The organism is Lentzea flava, from assembly GCF_014648475.1.
GTDB lineage: Bacteria > Actinomycetota > Actinomycetes > Mycobacteriales > Pseudonocardiaceae > Lentzea > Lentzea flava.
Genome location: NZ_BMRE01000013.1, coordinates 21,672 through 43,422 on the forward strand (window position 1 = coordinate 21,672; position 21,751 = coordinate 43,422).

Annotated in this window: 22 protein-coding genes; 6 read left to right on the forward strand and 16 right to left on the reverse strand. The window is 67.3% G+C overall.

Annotation, left to right across the window (positions count from 1 at the left end; all coding sequences use genetic code 11):
* Positions 1-29 precede the first annotated feature (29 nt).
* The 6 genes from IEZ09_RS17260 to IEZ09_RS17285 are packed head-to-tail and all read left to right on the forward strand — an operon-like array spanning position 30 to position 9,070.
* Positions 30-1,580: a TrbL/VirB6 family protein gene (locus tag IEZ09_RS17260; RefSeq protein WP_189254733.1), complete on the forward strand. Its 1,551-nt coding sequence runs from the start codon at positions 30-32 to the stop codon at positions 1,578-1,580.
* Positions 1,577-2,686: a PrgI family protein gene (locus IEZ09_RS17265; RefSeq protein WP_189254734.1), complete on the forward strand. Its 1,110-nt coding sequence runs from the start codon at positions 1,577-1,579 to the stop codon at positions 2,684-2,686. The genes IEZ09_RS17260 and IEZ09_RS17265 overlap by 4 nt, the downstream gene beginning before the upstream one ends.
* Complete coding sequence (locus IEZ09_RS17270; RefSeq protein ID WP_189254735.1) at positions 2,686-4,527, forward strand: VirB4 family type IV secretion system protein; 1,842 nt, start codon at positions 2,686-2,688, stop codon at positions 4,525-4,527. Before IEZ09_RS17265 ends, IEZ09_RS17270 begins: the two co-directional genes overlap by 1 nt.
* Positions 4,524-7,016: a type IV secretory system conjugative DNA transfer family protein gene (locus tag IEZ09_RS17275; protein WP_189254736.1), complete on the forward strand. Its 2,493-nt coding sequence runs from the start codon at positions 4,524-4,526 to the stop codon at positions 7,014-7,016. The genes IEZ09_RS17270 and IEZ09_RS17275 overlap by 4 nt, the downstream gene beginning before the upstream one ends.
* 23 nt (positions 7,017-7,039) lie before the next feature.
* Positions 7,040-8,089, forward strand: a complete 1,050-nt coding sequence (locus IEZ09_RS17280) for a replication-relaxation family protein (protein ID WP_189254737.1) — start codon at positions 7,040-7,042, stop codon at positions 8,087-8,089.
* A gap of 6 nt (positions 8,090-8,095) precedes the next feature.
* A complete protein-coding gene (locus tag IEZ09_RS17285) occupies positions 8,096-9,070 on the forward strand; it encodes a C40 family peptidase (RefSeq protein WP_229812650.1) in 975 nt (324 codons plus the stop codon).
* A gap of 21 nt (positions 9,071-9,091) precedes the next feature.
* Here the strand turns inward: IEZ09_RS17285 and mauJ are convergent, their stop codons facing one another.
* The 16 genes from mauJ to IEZ09_RS17365 all read right to left on the reverse strand — a co-directional run bounded on the left by mauJ (position 9,092) and on the right by IEZ09_RS17365 (position 21,751).
* Positions 9,092-9,976 carry a methylamine utilization protein MauJ gene (gene mauJ / locus IEZ09_RS17290; RefSeq protein WP_189254738.1) on the reverse strand — a complete coding sequence of 295 codons (885 nt, stop codon included), beginning with the start codon at positions 9,974-9,976 and terminating at the stop codon, positions 9,092-9,094.
* An 80-nt stretch (positions 9,977-10,056) separates the two neighbouring features.
* Complete coding sequence (locus IEZ09_RS17295; protein ID WP_189254739.1) at positions 10,057-10,722, reverse strand: hypothetical protein; 666 nt, start codon at positions 10,720-10,722, stop codon at positions 10,057-10,059.
* A gap of 131 nt (positions 10,723-10,853) precedes the next feature.
* Positions 10,854-11,189, reverse strand: coding sequence for a hypothetical protein (locus tag IEZ09_RS17300; protein ID WP_189254740.1), 336 nt, complete (start codon positions 11,187-11,189; stop codon positions 10,854-10,856).
* A complete protein-coding gene (locus IEZ09_RS17305; protein ID WP_189254741.1) occupies positions 11,186-11,542 on the reverse strand; it encodes a hypothetical protein in 357 nt (118 codons plus the stop codon). Before IEZ09_RS17305 ends, IEZ09_RS17300 begins: the two co-directional genes overlap by 4 nt.
* A gap of 10 nt (positions 11,543-11,552) precedes the next feature.
* Positions 11,553-11,894: a hypothetical protein gene (locus IEZ09_RS17310; protein ID WP_189254742.1), complete on the reverse strand. Its 342-nt coding sequence runs from the start codon at positions 11,892-11,894 to the stop codon at positions 11,553-11,555.
* A 31-nt stretch (positions 11,895-11,925) separates the two neighbouring features.
* Positions 11,926-12,429, reverse strand: coding sequence for a hypothetical protein (locus IEZ09_RS17315; protein WP_189254743.1), 504 nt, complete (start codon positions 12,427-12,429; stop codon positions 11,926-11,928).
* A gap of 25 nt (positions 12,430-12,454) precedes the next feature.
* Positions 12,455-14,203, reverse strand: a complete 1,749-nt coding sequence (locus IEZ09_RS17320) for a vWA domain-containing protein (protein WP_189254744.1) — start codon at positions 14,201-14,203, stop codon at positions 12,455-12,457.
* 46 nt (positions 14,204-14,249) lie between these two features.
* Positions 14,250-15,440, reverse strand: a complete 1,191-nt coding sequence (locus IEZ09_RS17325) for an AAA family ATPase (protein WP_189254745.1) — start codon at positions 15,438-15,440, stop codon at positions 14,250-14,252.
* Positions 15,441-15,480: 40 nt separating this feature from the next.
* Positions 15,481-15,744: a hypothetical protein gene (locus tag IEZ09_RS17330; RefSeq protein WP_189254746.1), complete on the reverse strand. Its 264-nt coding sequence runs from the start codon at positions 15,742-15,744 to the stop codon at positions 15,481-15,483.
* Positions 15,745-16,454: 710 nt separating this feature from the next.
* Positions 16,455-18,959: an AfsR/SARP family transcriptional regulator gene (locus IEZ09_RS17335; protein WP_189254747.1), complete on the reverse strand. Its 2,505-nt coding sequence runs from the start codon at positions 18,957-18,959 to the stop codon at positions 16,455-16,457.
* A gap of 1 nt (position 18,960) precedes the next feature.
* Positions 18,961-19,377: a hypothetical protein gene (locus IEZ09_RS17340; protein WP_189254748.1), complete on the reverse strand. Its 417-nt coding sequence runs from the start codon at positions 19,375-19,377 to the stop codon at positions 18,961-18,963.
* Positions 19,378-19,416: 39 nt separating this feature from the next.
* Positions 19,417-19,806 (reverse strand): pilus assembly protein TadG-related protein, encoded by a 390-nt coding sequence (locus tag IEZ09_RS17345; RefSeq protein WP_189254749.1) that lies wholly within the window; start codon positions 19,804-19,806, stop codon positions 19,417-19,419.
* Complete coding sequence (locus IEZ09_RS17350) at positions 19,803-20,240, reverse strand: TadE/TadG family type IV pilus assembly protein (protein WP_189254750.1); 438 nt, start codon at positions 20,238-20,240, stop codon at positions 19,803-19,805. Before IEZ09_RS17350 ends, IEZ09_RS17345 begins: the two co-directional genes overlap by 4 nt.
* Positions 20,240-20,650, reverse strand: a complete 411-nt coding sequence (locus tag IEZ09_RS17355) for a TadE family protein (RefSeq protein WP_189254751.1) — start codon at positions 20,648-20,650, stop codon at positions 20,240-20,242. Before IEZ09_RS17355 ends, IEZ09_RS17350 begins: the two co-directional genes overlap by 1 nt.
* On the reverse strand, positions 20,647-20,838 hold the full coding sequence (locus tag IEZ09_RS17360) for a hypothetical protein (RefSeq protein ID WP_189254752.1): 192 nt from the start codon (positions 20,836-20,838) through the stop codon (positions 20,647-20,649). The genes IEZ09_RS17355 and IEZ09_RS17360 overlap by 4 nt, the downstream gene beginning before the upstream one ends.
* Positions 20,839-20,869: 31 nt before the next feature.
* The gene (locus IEZ09_RS17365) at positions 20,870-21,751 is read right to left on the reverse strand and encodes a type II secretion system F family protein (protein WP_189254753.1); all 882 of its coding nucleotides are present in this window, start codon (positions 21,749-21,751) and stop codon (positions 20,870-20,872) included.

Genomic DNA, 21,751 nt, shown 5'->3' on the forward strand with positions numbered 1-21,751 from the left:
GTCGAACCTTCGTGGTTCTGCTGGCCACGTTGCTCACTCTGGTTGGTCGTGGCGTTGCCGCAGCCGAGCCGCCGACACCACCTCCTCCGCCTAGTCCGTCGGGTGGCGAGTGCGGCATCACCGACATCGGCGCGTGTGTGGCCGACGGCATCAACAACTTCTTCTGGGCGCTGGTCGTCGGTGCGCTCAACTCGCTACTGAAACTGGTGGGCGAGACGCTGCTGGCCACCCCGACGCTCGAACAGCTGCCACGAGTGGGCGAGTTGTGGGAGTCCTCGCGCGGCATCGCCGTCGCGTCGTACGCGCTGCTCGTCATGGTGGCCGGGATCGTGCTGATGGCCTACGAGACGCTGCAGACGCGCACGACGATCCGACAGGTTGCTCCGCGCATCGCGGTCGGATTCCTGGCGGCGAACCTCTCGCTGTTGCTGGCGGGCAAGGCCATCGAGTTCGCAAACGCGTTGTCCACCGGGCTGCTCGGTATTGGACTCGATCCCAGCAGTACGGCGAAGACTCTCAGCGTCGTGCTGACGCAGACGGTGATGAGCTCGATCACCAGTGCCGGACTTTTCGGGACGCTGATCTCGCTCGGTCTCGTCGTGCTGCTCATCTCGTTGGTCGGTACCTACGTGATGCGGGTGGCGGTCACCGTCATCCTGTTGGCCGGGGCTCCGCTCTTCCTCGTCTGCCACGGACTTGAGCAGACCGACGGCATTGCGCGCTGGTGGTGGCGCGCGTTCTTCGGAGTGCTGGGCATCCAAGTCGGACAGTCGCTGGCCCTCATCGCAGCGTTGCGCGTGTTCTTCACCGAAGGCGGCTTCACGATCTTCGGCCCCACACCGAGCGGTCTCATCAACCTGATCGTCACCGGTGCACTGCTGTGGGTGTTGGTCAAGATTCCGGGCTGGGTCATGCACCACATCCAGATTGGTGGTGGCGGGCGGACGTTCCTCGGCTCGCTGATCCGCGGCTTCCTGATGTACAAGACTTTCGGTCTCCTGAAGGGTGCGACCGCAACCGCCGCCCACAGCGGATACGGCCATCGTGGCGGCCGTGCGAGCGGTCCCAGCGACCCGTATGCGAACACGCGGACCACGGGTAACGGGCAGTACATGTTGCCCTTGGGCGGGCTGCGCAAGGCGAAGGCGAAAGCGAAGCGTGACGTTGCCGCCGAACCGACAACCGCAGCGCGGCGCGAAGTGCAGCTGGCGTTGCCGTTCGAGTACGGGTGGCCGGAGAACCGGCCTGTCCTCGGACGCGATGGGCAGTACCGGCTCCCGCTGAACGTCAAGCGGGCACCACGGCCGACCGGTGCCACGGCGAGTTCCTCACCCAGGACGGCTGCGCGGCCCGATCGGCAACTCGAGCTGCGGTTCGATCCCTACAAGGCCAACCGGCCGTCGCGCGCAGGCCAGTACTCGTTGCCCTTGGAGGGCGTCACCAAGACCACGCCGCCCAAGCCCGCACCACCTTCGCCGGCACCCGAAGACCGACTCGCGTGGCGCAGCAAGCGACAGCTCCGGCTCCCGCTGGATCTGCCTAAACCGGTTCGCCCGAAGCCGGGAGGTGCCCGGCCATGACCGCACCTGTTCGCATCCCAGCCGACGTCGACATGCACGACAGGGTCCTCGGGCCGCTGACCGCACGCCAGCTGGCCATCCTCGCCGCAGCGGGAGCCGTGCTGTATCTCGTGTGGACGGCGACAAACACGTTCCTACCGCTGCCGCTCTTCCTCACCTTCGCGGTTCCGGTCGCCGTTGCCTCAGCCACCATCGCTCTGGGCAAGCGTGATGGCGTGCCGATGGACAAGCTGCTGCTCGCCGCAGTTCGTCAGCGCCTTGCGCCGCGCCACTGCGTCACGGCACCGGAGGGCGTTCTGCCTGCCCCGGCCTGGCTCGCGGACCGGGACGAGGCGGTGTCCCCGTCGACGCTTCAGCTGCCCGCCGAAGGCGTCACCGAGGCCGGGGTGGTGGATCTCGGAATCGACGGTCTCGCCGTTGTCGCGGTCGCCTCCACCGTGAACTTCGCGCTGCGCACGCCGAACGAACAGGACGCGCTGGTCGCGTCCTTCGGCCGGTACCTCCACTCGTTGACCGCGCCGGTCCAGGCGCTCGTGCGCACCGACCGCCTGGATCTGTCGGCTCAGATCGGCGAGCTGCGTGACCGTGCGGGAGGGCTTCCGCATCCGGCGTTGGAAGCTGCGGCGCTCGAGCACGCCGAATACCTTGCGCAGCTCGGTACGCAAACCGAGTTGTTGCGCCGGCAGGTGTTGCTCGTGGTCCGCGAGCCGATCGTGCCCACCGCTCCGCCCGATGGACTCGGCGGTCCAGGCTTGTTCAGTGCGCTCGTGGGTAGGCGTCGCAAGCGGGCAGCGCAACGAACGACCATGGGTGAGCGCCGGGCCGCCGAAGCCCGGCTGGTGCGTCGCCTCGGCGAAGCGATCGAACTCCTGGCACCCGCCGGCATCGTGGTGACGCCGTTGGACGCGAGCCAGGCGACCGCGGTGCTCGCCTCGGCCTGCAACCCCGACAGCCTGTTGCCGCCGTCCGCCGGGCTGGCCGCTGCGGACGAAGTCATCACGACCTCCGGTGCAGACGCGGGCGAGTACAGCTCGTTCGACAGCACCGCGGCCGACGACTGGGACTACGACGACGAGTTCGAAGACGGCGTGCGGGGGCAGTCGTGATGGGCGGCCGCGCGCGATCTCGTCAGCAGTCGGCGACGGCTTTCACCCCAGATGCTCTGTCGGTCGCGCCACGGCACCTTGAAGTCGGAGGGGAGTGGGTTGCCAGCTTCGCCGTGGTCGGGTTCCCGCGCGAGGTGCACGCCGGGTGGCTCACGCAGTTGCTCACCTATCCAGGCCGGCTGGACGTGTCGTTGCACGTCGAACCGATCGATGCCTCCACCGCTGCGTCTCGGTTGAAGAAGCAGCTTGCGCGGTTGGAGTCCGGGCGACGGCACACCGCGGAGCACGGCCGGTTGTCCGACCCGCACGTCGAGGCAGCCACCGAAGACGCCTACGACCTTTCCTCACGGGTGGCGCGCGGCGAGGGAAAGTTGTTCCGGGTCGGGCTGTACCTGACGATCCACGCCGCATCGGAGAAGTCTTTGACCGATGAGGTCGCGGCGGTCAGGTCGTTGTGCGCGAGTCTGTTGCTGGACGCGAAGCACACGACGTACCGGAGCCTCCAGGGCTGGGTCTCCACACTGCCGTTGGGCCTGGACCTGATCGGCTTGCGCCGCACCTTCGACACAACAGCGCTCGCGGCCGCGTTCCCGTTCACCAGCCCGGACCTTCCCGCGCCCGATCCCGCGAGCGCGGCCGCGCCAGCGGGGGTGCTCTACGGGTACAACATCGGCTCCCAAGGCCTGGTGCACTGGGACCAGTTCGGCGTGGGGATGCACAACCACAACTCGGTCGTGCTCGGCCGCAGCGGCGCCGGCAAGTCCTACCTCGTCAAGCTGGAGCTGCTGCGCAGCCTGTACCGCGGCGTCGAGATCGCCGTCATCGACCCGGAAGACGAGTACGCGCGGCTCGCAGCGGCGGTCGGCGGAACCTATGTCCACCTCGGCGCCACCGGTGTGCGACTGAACCCGTTCGACCTTCCCATCCAGACCCGCGCGGACGGCCGTCGCACCGCACCGAAGGACGCACTCGTCCGCCGATCGCTGTTCCTGCACACCGTCATCTCCGTGCTCCTCGGCGCAGAGCTGGAAGCAGCCGAACGAGCTGCGCTGGACCAGGCGATCGCGTCGACCTACGAGAACGCGGGCATCACAGCCGACACCCGGACTTGGACTCGGCCGTCGCCAACGCTCGTCTCGTTGCGCGATGAGCTCGCGCACGCCGGGGAGACCGGAGACACGGCCGCGGCGGAGCTCGCGGCGAGGCTGCACCCGTTCGTCGACGGCTCGTTCAAGCAGTTGTTCGACGGGCCCAGCAGCGTGACGCCCGAAGGCCACCTCATCGTGTTCAGCCTCCGGGACCTTCCCGAAGAGCTGAAGGCGATCGGGACCTTGCTGGTGCTCGACGCGTTGTGGCGGCGGGTGTCCAATCCCGCGATCCGCAGGCAGCGCCTCGTGGTGGTGGACGAGGCATGGTTGCTGATGCGCGAGCGTTCCGGTGCGGAGTTCTTGCTCCGCATGGCGAAGGCGTCGCGCCGGCACTGGGCTGGGCTCAAGATCATCACTCAGGACGAGAGCGATCTGCTCAGCACCCAGCTCGGCTTGGCGGTGGTGGCCAACGCGGCGACGCAGATCCTGCTGCGCCAGGCACCGCAGGCGATCGACGAAGTGACGCGCGCCTTCAACCTGTCCGCCGGTGAGCGCGCCTTTCTCCTGTCTGCGGATCGCGGCCAAGGTCTGCTGTCCGCGGGGACGCAACGAGTGGCGTTCCAGAGCATCGCCTCCCCGACGGAGCACTATCTCGTCACCAGCAGCCCCGCCGAGCTTGCCGCCTACGGCGACACGGCCGACGCGGACGACTCGAGCGGTTTCGTCGATCTCGGGTTCGGTGACGAGACATGATCAGCGACTACCTGGTCGATCCGGCTGGCGCGGTGCGGGCGATCTTCAATCGGGTGCTCGGCCTCGTCCTGGAGTGGGGACCGCTCGTCGCTCCGCTGCTCGTTGCTGGCGCCGTCGCGGTCGTCGTTGGACGCAGGTGGTGGGCTCGTCGCCGTCAAGAGTTGCTGGTCGCTGATGCGCGCGAGGTCACGGTAGTCGTGCCGCCGGTCGTTGATCCCGCGGGCGGAACAGCGCTGTGGTCGAACCTGGTGGGCCTGTTGCGTCCCGGCTGGCGCCGGATGTTCAGCGGACAGCCGCACCTGGCGTTCGAGTACATGTTCTCGGAAACAGGCGTCACGATCCGGTTGTGGGTGCCGGGCGTGATCCCGCCAGGTCTGGTGGAGCGCGCGGTCGAGGCCGCATGGCCGGGCGCACACACCCGCGTGAGACCGGCGAGCCCGCCGCTTCCCGTACCCAGTGAGGGCCAGCGTCGGCTGGTGGTCGGTGGTGAACTTCGGCTCGCCCGGCCCGAAGCGCTGCCGATCCGCGCCACCTTTGACGCCGACCCGCTTCGAGCGCTCCTCGGCGCACCTGTCGGGCTTGGACGGCACGAGCACGCGTGCGTGCAGATCCTGGCCCGGCCGGTCACCGGGCGCCGTGTCCAGCGAGCTCGCCGTGCCGCTGGCCGAGTCCACAACGGCGGCTCGACCCGCCCCGTCGGTCGGCTGCTGGACCTCATCACCCCAGGCGCGACAACGAGGTCACGTCGAGCTACTGGTCGCACAGCCACCGGCGCCTTGCACAGCAACCCGCAGACCTCGCTGGAGTTCAGCGCCCAGAACCGTGCCATCGTCACAAAGCAGCGCGGCTCGCAGTTCGAGACCGTCGTCCGCTACGCCGTGGCCACCTTGCTGCCTGCGGACACCGGCGATGCTCAGATCCGCGAGGCTCGTGACGTTGCGCGCGGCCGGGCACACGCGCTCGCGGCGTCGTTCGCTTCCTACACCGAGCACAACCACTACACCCGCCGGCGCATCCGGCGTCCTGGGCAGCTGATCGACTCCCGCCGCCTCGGCAAGGGAGACCTGCTGTCGGTGCCGGAACTCGCCGCGATCGGGCACTTGCCGACCGACGCGAGCATCGCCGGCATCCAGCGCGCCGGAGCTCGCGCCGTCGCACCACCGCCCGGTGTGGCCGCGCCAGGCCCGGACGCTGTTCCTCTCGGTGTCACGGACGCGGGCCACGAACGTGTTGTCGCACTTCGTGTTCCGGACGGTCGTCACCACGTGCACGTGATGGGTGCTACCGGTTCCGGCAAGTCCACCTTGCTGGGCAACATGATCCTCGCCGACGCTGAAGCCGGCCGGGGAATCGTGCTGATCGACCCCAAGGGCGACCTCGCCACCGACGTCCTGTCCCGTCTGCCACGCTCGGTCGCCGACCGCGTGGTGATCTTCGACGCCGACAGCAAGACCCGGCCGCCCTGTCTGAACCCGCTCGACGGCGGCGAAACCGACCTCGCCGTCGACAACCTGGTATCGGTCTTCCGCCGGGTCTACTCGGCGTTCTGGGGCCCGCGCACCGACGACGTCATGCGCGCGGCTTGCCTCACGCTGCGCACCCAGGAAGGTGTTGCCACCCTGGCCGACCTGCCGAAGCTGCTCGCCGACGAGGCGTTCCGCAGCCGGGTGACAGCAGGCGTCACCGACCCCGTGTTGCGCGGGTTCTGGTCCTGGTACGAGGAACTCACCGACTCTCAGCGCAGCCAGGCGATCAGCCCGCTGATGAACAAGCTGCGCGCGTTCTTGCTGCGGCCGTTCGTCCGCGACGCCATCGCGGGCGGTCAGTCCACGGTGGACATGGGCGAGGTGCTCGACGGCGGAATCTGCCTTGTACGCATCCCGAAGGGCTCGCTCGGCGAGGAGACCACACGGCTGATCGGGTCCGTGGTCGTCGCACGCACATGGCAGGCGGCGACCGCGCGGGCCCGCATTCCTCAGCGACTACGCCGCGACGCGAGCCTGGTGATCGACGAGTGCCACAACTTCCTCAACCTCCCGTACCCGATCGAGGACATGCTCGCCGAAGCCCGCGGCTTCCACCTGAGGAAGGTGCTGGCTCACCAGCACGGCCACCAGCTCACACGCGAACTACGCGAGGGCTTGTCGACCAACGCGCGCAGCAAGATCTTCTTCAGTGCCTCACCCGAGGATGCGCGTGACCTGTCGCGGCACACCGCGCCGCGGCTGTCCGAGCACGACCTCGCCAACCTGGGCCCGTATCACGCGGCCGTCCGACTCGTGGTCAACGGCGGCGAGACACCGGCGTTCACCATGCGCACCACTCCGCTGCCACCCGCAGTTCCCGGCCGGGCAAGGGAAATCCGTGCGGTTGCGCGTCGGACAGCTGGCGCCCGACCCGCATGCTCGACCGCTTCTTCTCCACGCCCGGCAGATCGACGGCAGCCCACAGAACGCCCTCGAAGCGTGGACCCGCGCCGAACCACCTGATCTCCAACTCGGAGGCGTAGATCATGATCACCAATCCGACCCAGCAGCGCACGCTGCGCGGGCACCAGCCCACACGGCCGAGGTCACGCGTCGCGAACACCGTGCAGCACCAAGCCGTACTGGCTGGACGGCTCACGCCACGCGACAAGTGGATCGCTCGGATGCTCTGGGAACACCGGGTTCTCACCTCGCACCAGATCACCGAGATGGCCTTTCCCAGCTTCCGGTCCGGCCGGCTGCGCTTGCGTGAGCTCTACACGTGGGGCGTGGTCGACCGCTTCCAGCCCTTCGTCACCGTCGGCACCGCACCCATGCACTACGTCCTTGCGCCTGCTGGCGCGGCCGTGCTCGCTGCGGAGGACGGGCTGGACGTCAAGGAGATGGGCTACCGGCACGACCGGGCCTTCAGCATCGCCCACAGCCTCCGGCTCGCGCACACAGTCGGCGTCAACGAGTGGTTCGCCGCGCTGGTTGCTCATGCCCGGCAATCACAGCGGGCCGAGGAGCTGACGGCCTGGTGGTCAGAGACCCGCTGTGCCAGGCACTTCGGCGACCTGGTGAAACCCGACGGCTACGGCCGCTGGCGCGACGGTGACCGGCAGCTCGAGTGGTTCCTCGAGTTCGACTTCGGCACCGAAGTCCTCTCCAAGCTCGCCGGGAAGCTGGCCGGCTACGCCGCTCTCGCGCAGGCCAGCGGAATCACCACTCCTCTGCTGATCTGGCTGCCCACCTCCCGCCGTGAAGCCGCCGCACGCCGAGCCCTGGCACAGGTGTGGCGGGAGCTCGACGATCCACGCACCGTGCCGGTCGCCACCGCCGCGGCGGCGCTGCTCGATCCTGCCTCGGCACATCCGAGCCCTGCCGACGCTGTGTGGCTTCCGCTGGATGCCAAGCCCGGAACCAGCCAACGGCAGCGTCTCGCAGACCTGTCCGAGACGTGGAACCACTTGCTGTCGCCCAGCAACAGTGACGACGAGGAGGTGCGCGCCCCGGAATCCTCACGCCCGACGCCGTCGCCGCCGGCACCGATGCCGCCCTCTGCGGGCAGTCCCAGCCCACCAGCGAGGAGCTGAGTCCAGGTGCACACAAAGATCGCCGCTGGCATCGCGGCATTGTTGCTCGCACTGACGGTGCTGGTCGGCTACAGCGCCAAGGCCGTGGTCGAGGCGTTGTTCGGCGGCTCCTCGACCGCGAACTGCGCGGTGGCGATTGCGGACATCCCGCCCGAGTACTGCGTGCTCTACGTCGCCGCTGCGCCGAGCTGCCCTGGTCTGGATTGGTCAGTCCTGGCAGCCATCGGCAAGGTCGAGACCGACCACGGCCGCTCCACGATGCCCGGCGTACATCACGGCGAGAACTCGGCCGGAGCCGGCGGACCCATGCAGTTCCTCGCCTCGACCTTCAACAACGTCGTAGCGGCTCACCGGATCCCACCTGGAGGCGCCGACCCGCCGTCGCGGTACAACCCGCACGACGCAATCCACGCCGCAGCCTTCCTGTTGTGCGACGAGGGAGTTCGCCGCGGTGACCTGCGAGCCGCGATCTTCGCCTACAACCACGCGAACTGGTACGTCGACAAGGTCCTCGACCAAGCCACGAAGTACGCCGAAGCCGCCGCCCGCACTGGAAGCGGCGACTGCAGCACTGTCGTCACGCTGAACACCACTGCCATGAAGGCCATCAGCTACGCGTGCAAGCACCTCGGTTGGCCGTACGTTTGGGGTGGCAACGGTCCGGACTACAAGCACACGGGCTTCGACTGCTCAGGTCTGACCATGACCTCGTACGAGGCAGCGGGCGTGAAGCTACTCCGCACCGCACAGCAACAGTTCGACATGGGGCCACGCGTGCCCGCAGGCCAGCCGCTGCTGCCAGGCGATCTCGTCTTCTACGGCACCCCAGGGAAGATCCATCACGTCGGTCTCTACCTGGGTAACGGAAAGATGATCAACGCACCGACCTTCGGCATACCGGTGCAGATCGACAACTACCGGTATCCCGGCGACGACTACGCTGGAGCGACTCGGCCGTGGTTCTCCGCTCAGGTGGCTTGATGAGTGGCTGCGGCCCTCCGGTCAGCCTGCGATCGCCAGTCGGCATAGGAGACGCAGTAGGGGCAGTTCTTGCGCGACCCGATCGACGCTGGCACCGAAGTCCTGCACAAGCAGGTCCGACTTGCCGTGTGCCAGGCCATTGCGGAAGCCATAGAGATACTTGCCGATGTCTTCCTCTCCGCCCGTCCGCAGCGCCTCCAGACGTCCAACAGCGCGCTCCTGGTACTCCTCGAACACGTTGCGCTTCGGGCGTTCGCGTTCCAGCGTGAGATGTTCCAGCCACAGCTCGCCGAAGTCGTGACCAGCGATCGCATCGACGTTGTTGTTGATGAACTTCTTGCCGTTCACGCCGTCGGCCCACTCACAGATGCGGTACAGGCATAGGTACTCGGCCAAGAGATCTACCTGGCGCAGCGCCATCCCGTACATCGCCAGCGGTTCGGCCTTGCCTTGGAAGCGGCCGCCGAACTCGTTCAGCGAGTCGTCCGAATAGCGGAACCGCAGGCAATCGGTGAAGCGCACGTCGACGGCGGCCTCCGACGCGGTGATTAGAGCCTCGGCGTATGACTTGCCGGGATCAATCCACTTCCTGGGGAAACCGACCGCGTCGTATGACGGTGCACGCCCGTCTGCGAACGGCTGCACCACCGTTGGAACTTCATGGTCGTACGAGATGCAGTTGGCCAGCATCACCGCTTCGTCGAAGGACGCGGTGTCTCCGGATAGGGACGTGGGGTCTTCGTCCCAGGTGTCCTTCCACCCGTCCGGCAACACGAATGGGATGAACAGGTTCTCCGTCGTTAGGTGGTGCAGGAACCACTTGTCGTCGACCACGAACGGCTCGAGGGTGTAGCTGCTCATGCCTGGGACATAGATCGCGCAACCGATGCGCGAGGAGTCGATCACCCCGCGAGCCTACATACGCACTCATTGAGCACAGGTGCCTGATCACGCGATCGGGGCACCTGTGCTCGCGGAACAGCTTCCTACTTCTTGGCCTCATTGCGCTCGGCAGGCGCGAGTTGGAAACGCTTCGGTTTGGGACAGGTCTGCACCACGAGTCGGGACGCGGTCATCTTGTCCAACGCGTTGCTCACGGCACCGGAGGACCTGTCGAGGGCCTTGGCGATCGCGCCAGGCCCGAACTCCTCGCCGGGGTGGGCGCGCAGGAAGTCCTCGACCATGCCATGTAGCCCACCGGGCGGAAGTCGCCGCGATACCGACTCGGTCGTGGCCTCGTCAGGCTCCACGATGGGGCATCCGTCGTCCGGGGGCGCGGCGTCGGCGAGCGTGGACGTGGTGGGGTCGGCGCCTGACGTGTTCTCCTCGGCCGTAGTTTCGACCGGCGGAACATCGACGGGGACCGCCCAGGTGTCTGCGCCGCGCGGCCCCGTGCCCGGAGTCCTGGCGGCGCTGCCATCGGTCGCCCACTTGGCGAGGAACCGTGCTGCGGTGGACTTGCCGATCTCGGCTTTGTCGGCCAGCTCGGCGGTCGTACTACCGGGATTGTCGCGCAGAACCGACCACAACTTGTCCTCCGCCTTCGGCATGGTGCCCGATGCGGTGTTGGCCACGCTGGTGCCCTTGATGACAGAAGTCTTGCTGCGCTTGGCATTGATCTTGCTGCTCTGGCGAACAGTCTTGCTAGGCATGGCAATCCCCGATTCGTTTTGTGGTGAGTGGGTCTATGCCTCTATGGACGCTTCGTCACCCGGAGGAAGTCAAGCCATCACCCAACAAAGATGACTGTCTTGTTTAGACAGTGGATGAACGCGGGGCAGGACTAGGCGGGTGGCATCCAAAGCTGTTGTTCGGCATCCCAGGTCGCCTCGGTGTAGAGGCGGGCGAGGTCGGGGAGCCCGGGACCGAACATCCAGCCAAGCCGTTCGCAGTCGAGGTGTCCCGGAGGCCAGCCAGTCCACACATCACGGCCGCAATCGTGGTCCAGACCGCACATCAGCCGCTGTAGCCCGGTTACGAGGCACCGTGCGACGTCGCACCCGCCGTCCTCGTCGTTGTAATCGTGCTCGTCACCGATCTCGACCGTGCAGTCCGGGCAGCGCTCGGCGAAGTAGAGAAGACGGAGGTCCTGATGCTGTGGGGAGTTGCCATCGGTCATCGTTGGCGCTCGTGCTCCTGGCTCCGAGCCGGGTAGGTGGGCCGCCACGCTTCCCCGGTGGTCAGGGACACGTGGCCGTTGGTGAAGCTGAACACCCAGTCGGTGCCACGGCTGTCCGGCCACAACCACGGCCAGCCGTCGCGCGGGTGGTACCCGTGGCCGTAGTCCTCGTCGGCCCACACGTCGAGCAGGTCGCTGACAGCTTCGACGTAGGTGAACGGGTCGGTCGCGTTCAGGAGCAGTCGCCCGCAGGCGACGAGGCGGATAGCTTCTGGTGTGGCGTCGCCCTGGAGCGAGCCGACCCAGACAGCGTGAGGTCCAACTCCGTCATAGAAGTCCGCGGTCGTGGTCATCGCAAGGGCCTCATTGCCGCGGAGAGGTCGCGTTGTCGTCCGGCGGCTCGGCGGGCTCGCGCCGGCCTTCCTCGACGAGGGTTGTGAGCGCGTAGACGGCGTGGCCTTCGAAGTCGATGTCCAGAGGCGCGTCGTCGGTGCACAGGTGGTGTCCGTCGGCGGTGATGACGCGCCACGTGAATTGGCGGGCTCCGTCGGCGCAGTAGTAGCTGCCGACGAGCTTCCCATCGCGGGTGACGGTGCCGTACAGGACTTGCTGCGCGTCGGCGGGGTCGGCGATGACCGACGTCACCTGGCAGCCGTTGTCGGTGAACCGACGGACTGCGTACTCGATCACATCTCGCTGTGCCACAACGATCTCCTTCGGTTGCGTGTTCGTTCGTTCAGTCGTGGTCCCGCGCGGTGAAGGTGCAGTCGTGCTGGTGTGCGGGATCATGGCGTGCGTCGCCGATGGGCCAGACGTAGCCACCGGGTTCGAGGTAGTCGCCGAGATCGGCGAGGATGGCGATGCGGGCTACCGGGACTTCGCCGTTGCATCCGGGGCAGCGGTCCAGCAGCAGCCATGCCTCGCCGGGGGCGCTGAGGTCGGGGATGAACGCCCATCGGTCCTGCGTGTCCGGGTCGGTGACGACGATCAGGTCACCGGGCACCTGTCCGGCGTCGCGGGTGTTATAGGGCCGAAACGGGTCGTCGAGCACGGTCACCGCGTCCAGGGGCACCTGCAGTGCTGCCGCTGCGGTACGGGCGACGCGGGCGTGACGCGTCCAACGGTTCCACTGTTCGGGGCTGTCGTGGCGGCGTTGAAAGCTCTGGCAGACGCGCTGGGTGCGTGCGGCACGCACAGCGCGCTCGGCGAGTCCTGGTTTGGTTGCGACAGGCTGGTCCATGGTGATCGTCTCCAGGTGTGTAGGGCTAGCGGATGCGGCGCAGTGCGGCGGTTGCGGCCTGCCCGATGGCGCGCGCGGTGGTGGCGGGGTCGGTCAGCACGTGGAACGTCGCTCCGGCGAGTGGGACGTCTGTGTCGCGAGAGGCGAGCCACAGTGCGGCACATCCGCTGGCCCGCAGCCGATCGAGCTTCTTCTGCCCGTTGCGGAGTGGCGCATCGCGGAACTTTCCATCGGAAATGATCACGATCAGCCGCGCGGCACCGGGGCGGGACAGCCCGAGCGCACCGTCCAGGGCGTCGAGTGCGGTGGGAATGTCTTCCCAGTTGTCGTTGGCGGCGAACTCGGTGACCCGCACCGGTGGTTTGCCGGGATAGGTCAGCGGGCGAACATGGTGGCCGAAGATCACGGTGGCGGTTTCGGCGGGCACGTTGGTGTGCCGCGCGGCATTGGCCAGGATCCATGCCGCTGATGCCACGGGTTCGCTGGCCCAACGCATCGAACCGGACACGTCGCACGCGATTCCGACACGCAGCGGCGGAATCGGCACGGGCGTGCGGGTGATGCGGGTGAACTGGTCAGCGGTCACGAACGCCCCGGCGGCCAGCTGGGCTTCCGCCGTACGCACGCCACGCATAAGCACTCGCCCCGGTGGAACATCGGACGCCGATCGCACGGCGACGCGCTCCTGGATGCCAGCGGTGTCCAACGCGCGTGCCAGCACTCGCGCTGCGGTGCGTTCCTGCGGCGTGGGTGGGCGGGTGCCCGCCGTTTCGGTGGTACCGGTGCGAGGACCGCCGACGTTGAACACCAGGTGCGCCGCTTCTTGCGCAGCTTTGCCTGCGGCGTTCTCCCGCGCGTTCGCGGCGGCGGCGATGGCGGCAGGGTCTTCGGGCGCCTTCTCGCGCGCCACACGTTCGGCCACACCGTTGAGTACGGCGGCGATCGCACCCGCCAACGGTGACGGTGCGGCGGCTGCGCCGGACGGGTCGGCGGTCCCGGACGGATCCGGTGCGCCACCGGGGTCCGGGTCTGCAGGGTCGGTGCCGAGGACCTCGCACCACTGCCGACCGAGATCGAGCATGGTCTCGCCGTCATCATCGGCGGTGCGCAATGCCTTGCGCCACAACGTCCGTAGCTTGTTCAGCGTGTCCGCGCCGAGTACATCTTCGATGACCCGCGCGACGGGGGCGACCTCGGCGCGGGTGAGCACGCCTCCGTCCGCCCGTCCCAACAGCAGCGCGGCCGTGTGTGCGGCATGCGCGGGAGTCATCTGCGGGGCGGTAGCGGGATCGGCGTACAGGTGCAGGTCGGCGGCGACGATGTCCTTCACACACGCGCGAAGCCAGTGCCTGTCGTCGGGGCGGCGGCGAACCTGCGCGCCTTCCATGCGGCACTCCTCCAGCAGCATGGCGGCGGCTACCACACCCGGTGGCGCGTCTTCCGGGGGTTCCCACACGGTGTGTTTCGCGTGTCCGCACTCGTGGGTCAGCGCACCCCAGGCGGAGGCGTAGCGGGGACGGTCGGACAGGTTCGCGGGGTCCACGGTCGCGGGGTCAACACCGAGGTGGCTGCCGTCAACTTCGATCAGGGCACGTGCGGGGTAGAAACAGGCAGGGGCACCCCCGCCAGCACCGGGTGCGACGGTGACGATCAGGTCGTCGCGGTCGGCGATCACGGGCACCTCATCGGCGAACGCGGTGGACAGGGCCAGCCACTCGGGGCGGCTGGGGAAGATGGCGGTGGCGTCCGGGCTGGAGGTGAAGTGGGTGCTCATGGTCTGACGTCCTTTCGCGGCGGCACGTGTCCGAGTTGTTGTCGTGTCAGGGCTTTGCGGTGACGCGGGCACCTAGGGCCAGCGGTTCGACCGTGCGCCCGAACGTGTCCCGGACCACGGCGGCGACGGTGGCGCGGTCCTCCTCCGGGGCGATACCCACGAGGTTTCCGGCGGCAGCGTCGACACCCAGCACGGCCGAGATCTTCTTGAACGCCAACAGTTCACGCAGTTGCGGTGCCCAGCCGACCTCGCCACGTTCCTGGCGCGTCGACAGGTTGCGCGCCACCCGCACGGCTTTGCGATCGACCCCGAGCTGTTCGGCCAGTTCGTAGTCGCTGGACACCTGAACCTGCACGGAGAACCGGGACGCTAGGGCATCGGTGAGCACCGCGCCGTGCACTCCGGGATTGTGGCCTGCGATCACGTAAAAACCCGGTGCGGCATCAACGATTTCACCGCCGTTAGCCTTGATCACGATCTGACGTCGTCCATCCATGGCGGGGTAGACGACGGCCAGGACGGTCGGCGGAATCAGCGTGGCATCATCGATGAACAACGCCGCACCCTCACGCATCGCCCGAACCAGCGGACCGTGCACGAACACGAACTCGCCGTCCGGCGTTTTGGTGTAGTCGCCCACGAAATCGGCGACCACCGTGTCACCGTCGCCCTGAACCGTTATGCAGTCCGGGAACGCCGCCTCCACCACCGACGTCTTGCCCGTACCGGGCGGGCCGTAGAACAGCGCCGAAACTCCGGCTTCCCGCAACCGCTGCAACGCGATCACGTCGGGCATCCCTGACAGCAAACGCGGGTGGTACTCCGTTCCGTTGGGACGCAACACCGGGCCGGAGACAGTGCTCGACGTGGTAGCGGGTGCGCCCGTGTTGACTGGCGTGGCGGTGGAAGGCCCGGACAGGGTGCCGCGTTTCGTGCGTCGTGTGCGCGGGGGCAGTGGTGGCGCGGGCGTGATGGTAGACGCGGCAACCGATGCCGTCGTCGCGGTCGCGCGATATGCCAGCGGCGGATCCGGACGGACTTCGGCTTTTCCCTGATCCACCAACGCTTTGCACGCATTGCCTACCGCACCGGACGAACGGTTGAGCGTGTTAGCGATCGCGCGCGGGGTCAACGCGGTGCCCGCGTTGTCGGAGAGGACCTTGGCGACCATCGCGCGGAGTTCGCCGTTGCGCAATCGGGCCGCCGGGACGGCGGGTGCCGGGGTGGTCGTGGTCATCGCGATGTCCTTTCGCGGTTTGTTCGTCGAATCCGGGGGGTTAGTGGGCAACGCGGGCGGTCGTAAAACACAAGATCTTTTCGTCATCGCCCTCACCCGCAATGGCCGCGCAAAGATCGTTGAACCCCATCGCACGCAACACGGCAGCCGTCGCGTACCCGCCACAGTTCCGGCGGGTACGGGTGCGCGGCCCGTCCGACGTGTGAACCGTGATTTTGCGGCCGTCGAACGTGACCGGGTAGCGCGTCACGGGTGCGCCGTTCTCGATTTCAACAAACGGTGCGGTGGCGTTGAAGTCGAACATGACATTCCCCGTTCGTGCGTTGGACATGGCTCGCGCCGGGCATGGTATTCGGTGTAGTTTCCGGTTCCGCTTTCAATTCAATTATTGCTCCGACGGACGCCGCGCGCAATAGAAAATGACGCGAATTTCAAGACTCTTTACGGACTGAATTTACTTCGTGTTTCGCGAAAGCGGGAGTTTGAAATTGAGAGTGACGGCGAATGGGTGGGTTGACATGCGGGATCGTTAGATGCCATTGGGATTTAAATAGAAATAGAAATGCAAGGTGGTGGTGGGGATCGGGGAGTGGCCCGGTCAAGTGAGGGGCGGATCGTCGATGGGGTCCGCCAGACCGCCGCCCCGATGTGTCACCCTGCTTGTGGTCAAGCGAGTCGGGGATACCATCGGATCCCCCTTGCGTGGCCTGATCAGCGCTTCCGTGAGGCACGCGAGGGCGTTGCCTAACCTGATCCTCCGTGTGAGCCCCAACCTGATCCCCCATGTGAACCGGCGTCGCCCTGCTAACCGGCAGCATGCGGTCTCCGAGCAGCGGTGGGTTGGTGGAAGCGAGACGGCACCTGCCCGAAGAACTGCGTCGTGCGTGAAGATTCTTTCTTTGTCATGTTCGGGCCTTCTCGTACAGGTTGCGGGCTCGGTGCGTGTTGCCGTTAGGACGGTACCATTCTTGGAAAAGAACTTCCTGTGTCTCGGGTATGGTGTCGACCAGGCCTTTATGAGGCGGCTTTGGGCACTGTGTCGTGGCGTTGCTGCAGCCGGGCGGCCAGCTCGATTGCCTGCGGTGTGGGTGCGTCGTCTACTTCTGTGAGTCGTCTTGTCAGCAGGGCAAGGGTGCGGGGTATGGCGTCCAGGCGTCCGAGGCGTTCCTGCAGTCGCATGATGTCGCGGTAGAGAAGTTCGTTGTGCGGGTCAAATGCGCGCGCGATCTCCAGCAGTTCCAGCGTCTCCTCCGGAGCGTCGTCGACCAGCGCGCGAGCCAGATCGGACACGGCATCGAGTGCGTCGCGGCGGACAGCCTCGCGTGCGGATTCCAGCCAGTCCGCGGACATTCCGTCGGCAAGCGGGCCGGCGTAGTGGTTGACGATGTCGCGGTTGGCGCCCACCCGCTCCCGCAGGGTCTTGGCGAAGCGGCGCCGTGTCACGGCGCGGTCGAACCTCCAGTAGTCCACGTCGACGACGCTCGGGTCGAGTCCGAAGTTGCCGTTCTCGGTAAGGAGGAAGTCGCTGACGTTGCCGGCTGTGGCCTTGCCCAGCGCACTTCGCAGCCGCGACAGCGCGGTGTTCAGTGCGCTCGTGGTCCTTGCGGTTGGGCTGTCGATCCACAGTGCGTTGATGAGCGACTCGCGTGTAACGCCGTCGGGGTGCAAGCCCAGGAAGGTGAGCAGCTCACGTAGACGCGGCTGGAACGCGCTGGTGATCTCAACCTTGCTGCCGTGTTGAGGGCTCCAGAACACCTGAGGCCGGCCGAGGACGGTCAGGTGGATCCGGGCGTCGAGTTGGTCCGGTTCGCCCGCAACCGCGTCCGCGGTCGCGGCTGGACGGGCAGATGGTTGTTCTTGCGCTGCCGGGTGCCGGTCGACGATTTCGAGGTCTGCGACGTGCGGGGATGCGGCGTGCGCGTTCGCAGATACCGGTGGTGAATCCGGCTGCGCGCGGTGCAGCAGATCGAGCAAGGCCAGTGCATCCTCGGCCCCTACACGGAAGACCTTCGTGCCTCGCAGCGCCTCACCTGCGCCAGGGCTCGTGGCGGAGATGGTGCCGTCTGCTCGAACGTACGCGGTGACGCCTGTCTGCCACTGTCCAAGAAGGACGCCAACAACACCGGAGGACGTGCCACTGGCCAGAACGCGGCTCAGGCGGTCATGATCGGGTTGCGATGCGCGCGCGATCAGCATCGTGGCTGGCCGAGGATCCTGGCGCTCGTCGTGAACGTCGGTCTCAAGCGGGTTCAGTGCCTCGTCGAGGTTGCCCATGACCAGAACAGACGCCGGCATGTGAGTGCGGTCAACGCCGGATCCCAGCAACAGCGGAAGGTCGTCGACCGGGACGAGCAGTCTCGTCCCGGCCGACGTCGCCAGATGGTTCGTGGTCAGTGCGGTGACGAGCAAGGCGCGGGCGGCCGCGGTGGCGCCGGGGCCAACCAGACCGAGACCGCGGGCGGCCGCGACGTCCAGGGCGACCTCGCGACCGTCGCGTGTGCCCAGCTTTGCCGACGTTGGCGGCGGCACATCAGTCGCGGCGTCGTCAGGTCCGACCTCGTCGTGCTGCTCGGCGCGCAGGTGCGCCAGCTGGAGCCGGTAGACCACGGGTGCGACCGGGATGTCGAGGTCGTCACGTCGGCCACTGCCCGGCTGGTAGCGACGGCGGTGCCGACGGCGCGCGACCGCCAGCGCCGAACTCACCGCCGCGGCAAGTCCCAGACCGGCGTAGAACTCCGTCCCCCAGCTGATCGCAGGTTCCGCATCGGCCGAGGCCGGCGGCACCTCAACTGCCGGTGAAGCTGTTGTCGGTGGCGAGTCCGGCAGTTCGGGAGGCGAAGGTAGCTCCTCGGGCTGGGCGACGGGCGGAAGGGCGTCTGCGGGCAGGCGGAGCACCTCGCCGGGGAAGACTAGATCCGGGTTCGTGAACGGCCTGCCATTCGGTTGAGCCTGGCCCTTGTTGAGCTCGAAGATCTCCGGCCAACGCATCTGGGTGCCGAAGGTGCGTTCGGAAATGAGCGATAACGAGTCGTGGGCGCGAACGACGGCTGTTGGAGCCGGGCGCGGTTCGACCTGCTCGACCACGGAGGAGAGCTCGACCACGCCCGGCTGAGAGTGTGCGACGCGGTTGCTCGCGATGGACATCAGGACGGTGCCGATCAGCACTGCCGCTAGCGCGTGCACGGGACCGCGTCGCGAGACCTGCCGCCATTGGACGTCGTGAACGCCGTCTCGTACTGCCTGGCCGGCGAAGCGAAGGACATCGACTATGAACCACGCCCAAGCGAGCCAAGCGATGCAGGCCAGGAGATCGAGCAGGAACGTTGCGGTCATTGGCCCCAGCAGCACCGCTTCGACCTCGTCCCGTGTCGGGATGTGGTGGGGCAGCGGCCAGCCGACGTAGTGCCACAAGGCCCACGGCAGCGCGATGACGAGCACCACCAGCATCACGGCGGCCACCAACCCTCGTACCGCCTGAGCGACGAGGGTGAGTGCTAACCGCGGGTGCACCCCGGCCATGTCAACTCACCTCAGCGACGATCCGTTCGTCCGCAGCTCGCAGGGCCGCGGTCGGCTTGGGGTCGATCGAACCGACGGCAGGGCTCGCTGGTGCTACGTGGTGGGTGCTCTCCCGAACGGCCGGTGTGCGCGAGCTTGCCCGGCGCCTCTTGCCGCGGCCCGGCTTCAAGCCGTCCCGCCACTGCTCGAGGCGGGATGCCGGCACCTCGGTGAACCGCGCGAGCTCCTCCACGGTGATCACGTCGCTGTACTCGGCGAGCACCTCAGCCAGCGTTCGTTTGATCTCGTCGACCTCGGAAGCCAGTTCGTCGTGCCGCACCGCCAGCTCGCTCACCCTGTGCGCTGCTGCCTTCCTCCGAGCGCTGCGGGCGGAGTCGAATTCGTCCACACGGTTCTTGATCTCTTCGGGCGTTGCCATGGTGTTTCCCTCCTTGGCTGCGACGCTGGTAGCGCCGGATCACGGATCGATCGTCATCACGCCCCGCTGCGGGAGGGCGCTGCCAGTGCCGTGGACGCTGAGGTTGGAGATGCCGATGAGTCCGAGCAACTGAGTGGGCTGCGAGGTGGTGACCGTGACCGTGACGGTGTTGCCGGCGACCGTGACGGCCCCTGTGGCGCCCACGCTGGTGAGGAAGTTCTGCGCGTTGGCGGCGGCGTGAGCTGGCATCAGCTGAAGCCGGTTGTTCGTGCGGTACGTCGTGAGGTCGATCGCTTGGGCTCCAGCGCGTGCGGCGGCTTCGGCCTGGCCGTTGGCTCGCACCTTGGCTGCGAGTGCCGAGCCGCCGTCGAGTACGAGTCCGGTGAGCGCGAGGAGCGCGATCATGATCGATGCGATGAACGCTGTCATCCTCTGCCTCCGGTTGAGCGCCACGTGTCGACGGGCTGGCTTGCTGTGGAGGACAAGCGTTTGCGCCCTGGTACGCCGAGGATGAGCGCGTCGCCGAAGTCGACCGTGCAGGAGACCGCGACGGTGATGGTGCCGCCGGGGCTGAGGCCGCCGCTGACGGTCTCCACTTGTAGCGCTCGGCACGTGACACCAGCGCTCGACAGCGCGGCCGTGGCGGCGGTCTGTGCGGCGGAGTTCGCGCTGGCGCTGGTGCGTTCGATGCTGGCGGCTCGTGCGGCCTGGTGCGCGGCGTCGTTGATCCGCAGCCGGGCGTCAACGCCGCGGTGGACGACGACACCGACGAACACCAGTAGCATGATCAGAACCGGTGCCACCAAGGTGACTTCCGCGGCCACCGAGCCGCGATCGTCGCGCCACCTCGCCACGCCGCTCATCAGCGAGCCTCGACATTCGGTATGAACCGCTCGACGGGTCCGGCAGCTTCGGCGTGCACAGGCAGCCGCACGAACGGCACGACCGCGGTCGCGGTTCCAGTTATCCGCACCGACGCAGAAACGGCGCCGCGTTCGGAGCTGATGTTCCCGTCAGTGAGCGGACCACGGGCCAGTTGATTAAGAAGTCGTCGTGCTGCCGACATGCCATCAGCCGCGGTGCCACCCTGGACCCGCGAGGCAGCAAGCCCTTCTGCGGCGGCCCCCTGTGCGATGTGCGTGGCGTGGGACCACAAGGCGAACTGGACGATGGCCATCAAGATCAGCAGCACCAGCGGCGCCGCGATCACCAGCTCCGCGCTTGCCGCGCCGCGATCGTTCGCGCGGATCGACTGCAACCAGCTGGTGGTCATAGCTCGATCCCGTTGGCCTTGGCGATGATCTTCGCGACGAAGATGCCCGCGACGACGAGAACAGCCGAGATCAGCAAGGCTGTCAGCAGCACCCACTCGCTCACGTATCCGGCGTCCGGAACCTGGCGCAGCAGCGCGAAACGCGTGCGCATGACCTTCAGCAGGGCTTTCCAGTAGAACCTGATCATTCTCCTTCTCCTTGCCTGGTATGAGAATCCGTCACAGCCCGTTGAGGACTTGGGTCAATGCCGGGTACGTGATGAACGTGAGGAAGCCGAGCAGCAGGACCATCACGGGCAGAGACATCCGCTCTGTTGCTGACTGCGCTTCGGCTTCCGCGTTCGAGAGCTGGTGTGCACGAAGCGCTGCGGCTTTCGCGGCAAGGCTCGCGCGGACCTTGGCCCCTTCAGTGCCGGCGAGACTGACCGACGCCGCCAGCTCGGCGAGTTCGGTCACGCCGAGCTCCTCACCGAGCTGGTGCAGCCTTGCCCACGGAGTGCTTCGCGTCAGCGTCGCGGCAGCCAGCGCTCGTTGGATCTGAGCGAACGCACAGCCCTGACCGACTGCTGCGGAGTCGTGCAAAGCACTGTCCACGCCCGCTCCGCCGGCCAAGGTGATCCACACGAGATCCAGATAGGACGACAGGCCGTGGCGGAATCCCGTTCGAAGCCGTGCGGCCGCCGCGCGTACTCGCAAGTCGGGCCACAGAAATCCGGCACCGGCGAGCACGATCGCGGCGATGACAGGAATGTTGATGCCGACATTGACGCCGGCCACGATCAGCAGACCGTGCAGCAGAACCGGTGCGAGCAAGCCGACGATGGTGAGCGTCGCCTTCTCCGTCAGGTGTGCTCCAACAGGACGGCCGATCGCCGCCAGGTCGCGCCGGATCCGTTCGCCGGGCAGGCCCACGGCCAGTAGAGGGGCACTGAGCCGGTTGGCCCAGCCAGTCCTCCCCGCGATCAGAAGCGGGGTAGATGATGGAGTGCTCGCGGCGCGCGTCAGGACCGCGTGAAGCGATGGGCGTGGTGGGATCGCCCAGACGATCAGTGCCCAGAGACCCAGCCCGAGCCCGATTCCCAGAAGAAGCGCGGTGATCAC

Excerpts from the sequence above, each read along its gene's own strand:
- IEZ09_RS17360 (WP_189254752.1), bottom strand. The coding sequence starts at position 20,838 with ATGATCAGGTTCTACTGGAAAGCCCTGCTGAAGGTCATGCGCACGCGT.
- IEZ09_RS17340 (WP_189254748.1), bottom strand. The coding sequence starts at position 19,377 with ATGGCAACGCCCGAAGAGATCAAGAACCGTGTGGACGAATTCGACTCC.
- IEZ09_RS17275 (WP_189254736.1), top strand. The coding sequence starts at position 4,524 with ATGATCAGCGACTACCTGGTCGATCCGGCTGGCGCGGTGCGGGCGATC.
- IEZ09_RS17305 (WP_189254741.1), bottom strand. The coding sequence starts at position 11,542 with ATGACCACGACCGCGGACTTCTATGACGGAGTTGGACCTCACGCTGTC.
- IEZ09_RS17300 (WP_189254740.1), bottom strand. The coding sequence starts at position 11,189 with ATGACCGATGGCAACTCCCCACAGCATCAGGACCTCCGTCTTCTCTAC.
- IEZ09_RS17350 (WP_189254750.1), bottom strand. The coding sequence starts at position 20,240 with ATGAGCGGCGTGGCGAGGTGGCGCGACGATCGCGGCTCGGTGGCCGCG.
- IEZ09_RS17270 (WP_189254735.1), top strand. The coding sequence starts at position 2,686 with ATGGGCGGCCGCGCGCGATCTCGTCAGCAGTCGGCGACGGCTTTCACC.
- IEZ09_RS17345 (WP_189254749.1), bottom strand. The coding sequence starts at position 19,806 with ATGACAGCGTTCATCGCATCGATCATGATCGCGCTCCTCGCGCTCACC.
- IEZ09_RS17315 (WP_189254743.1), bottom strand. The coding sequence starts at position 12,429 with ATGGACCAGCCTGTCGCAACCAAACCAGGACTCGCCGAGCGCGCTGTG.
- IEZ09_RS17320 (WP_189254744.1), bottom strand. The coding sequence starts at position 14,203 with ATGAGCACCCACTTCACCTCCAGCCCGGACGCCACCGCCATCTTCCCC.
- IEZ09_RS17325 (WP_189254745.1), bottom strand. The coding sequence starts at position 15,440 with ATGACCACGACCACCCCGGCACCCGCCGTCCCGGCGGCCCGATTGCGC.
- IEZ09_RS17335 (WP_189254747.1), bottom strand. The coding sequence starts at position 18,959 with ATGGCCGGGGTGCACCCGCGGTTAGCACTCACCCTCGTCGCTCAGGCG.
- IEZ09_RS17295 (WP_189254739.1), bottom strand. The coding sequence starts at position 10,722 with ATGCCTAGCAAGACTGTTCGCCAGAGCAGCAAGATCAATGCCAAGCGC.
- IEZ09_RS17355 (WP_189254751.1), bottom strand. The coding sequence starts at position 20,650 with ATGACCACCAGCTGGTTGCAGTCGATCCGCGCGAACGATCGCGGCGCG.
- IEZ09_RS17280 (WP_189254737.1), top strand. The coding sequence starts at position 7,040 with ATGATCACCAATCCGACCCAGCAGCGCACGCTGCGCGGGCACCAGCCC.
- IEZ09_RS17330 (WP_189254746.1), bottom strand. The coding sequence starts at position 15,744 with ATGTTCGACTTCAACGCCACCGCACCGTTTGTTGAAATCGAGAACGGC.
- IEZ09_RS17265 (WP_189254734.1), top strand. The coding sequence starts at position 1,577 with ATGACCGCACCTGTTCGCATCCCAGCCGACGTCGACATGCACGACAGG.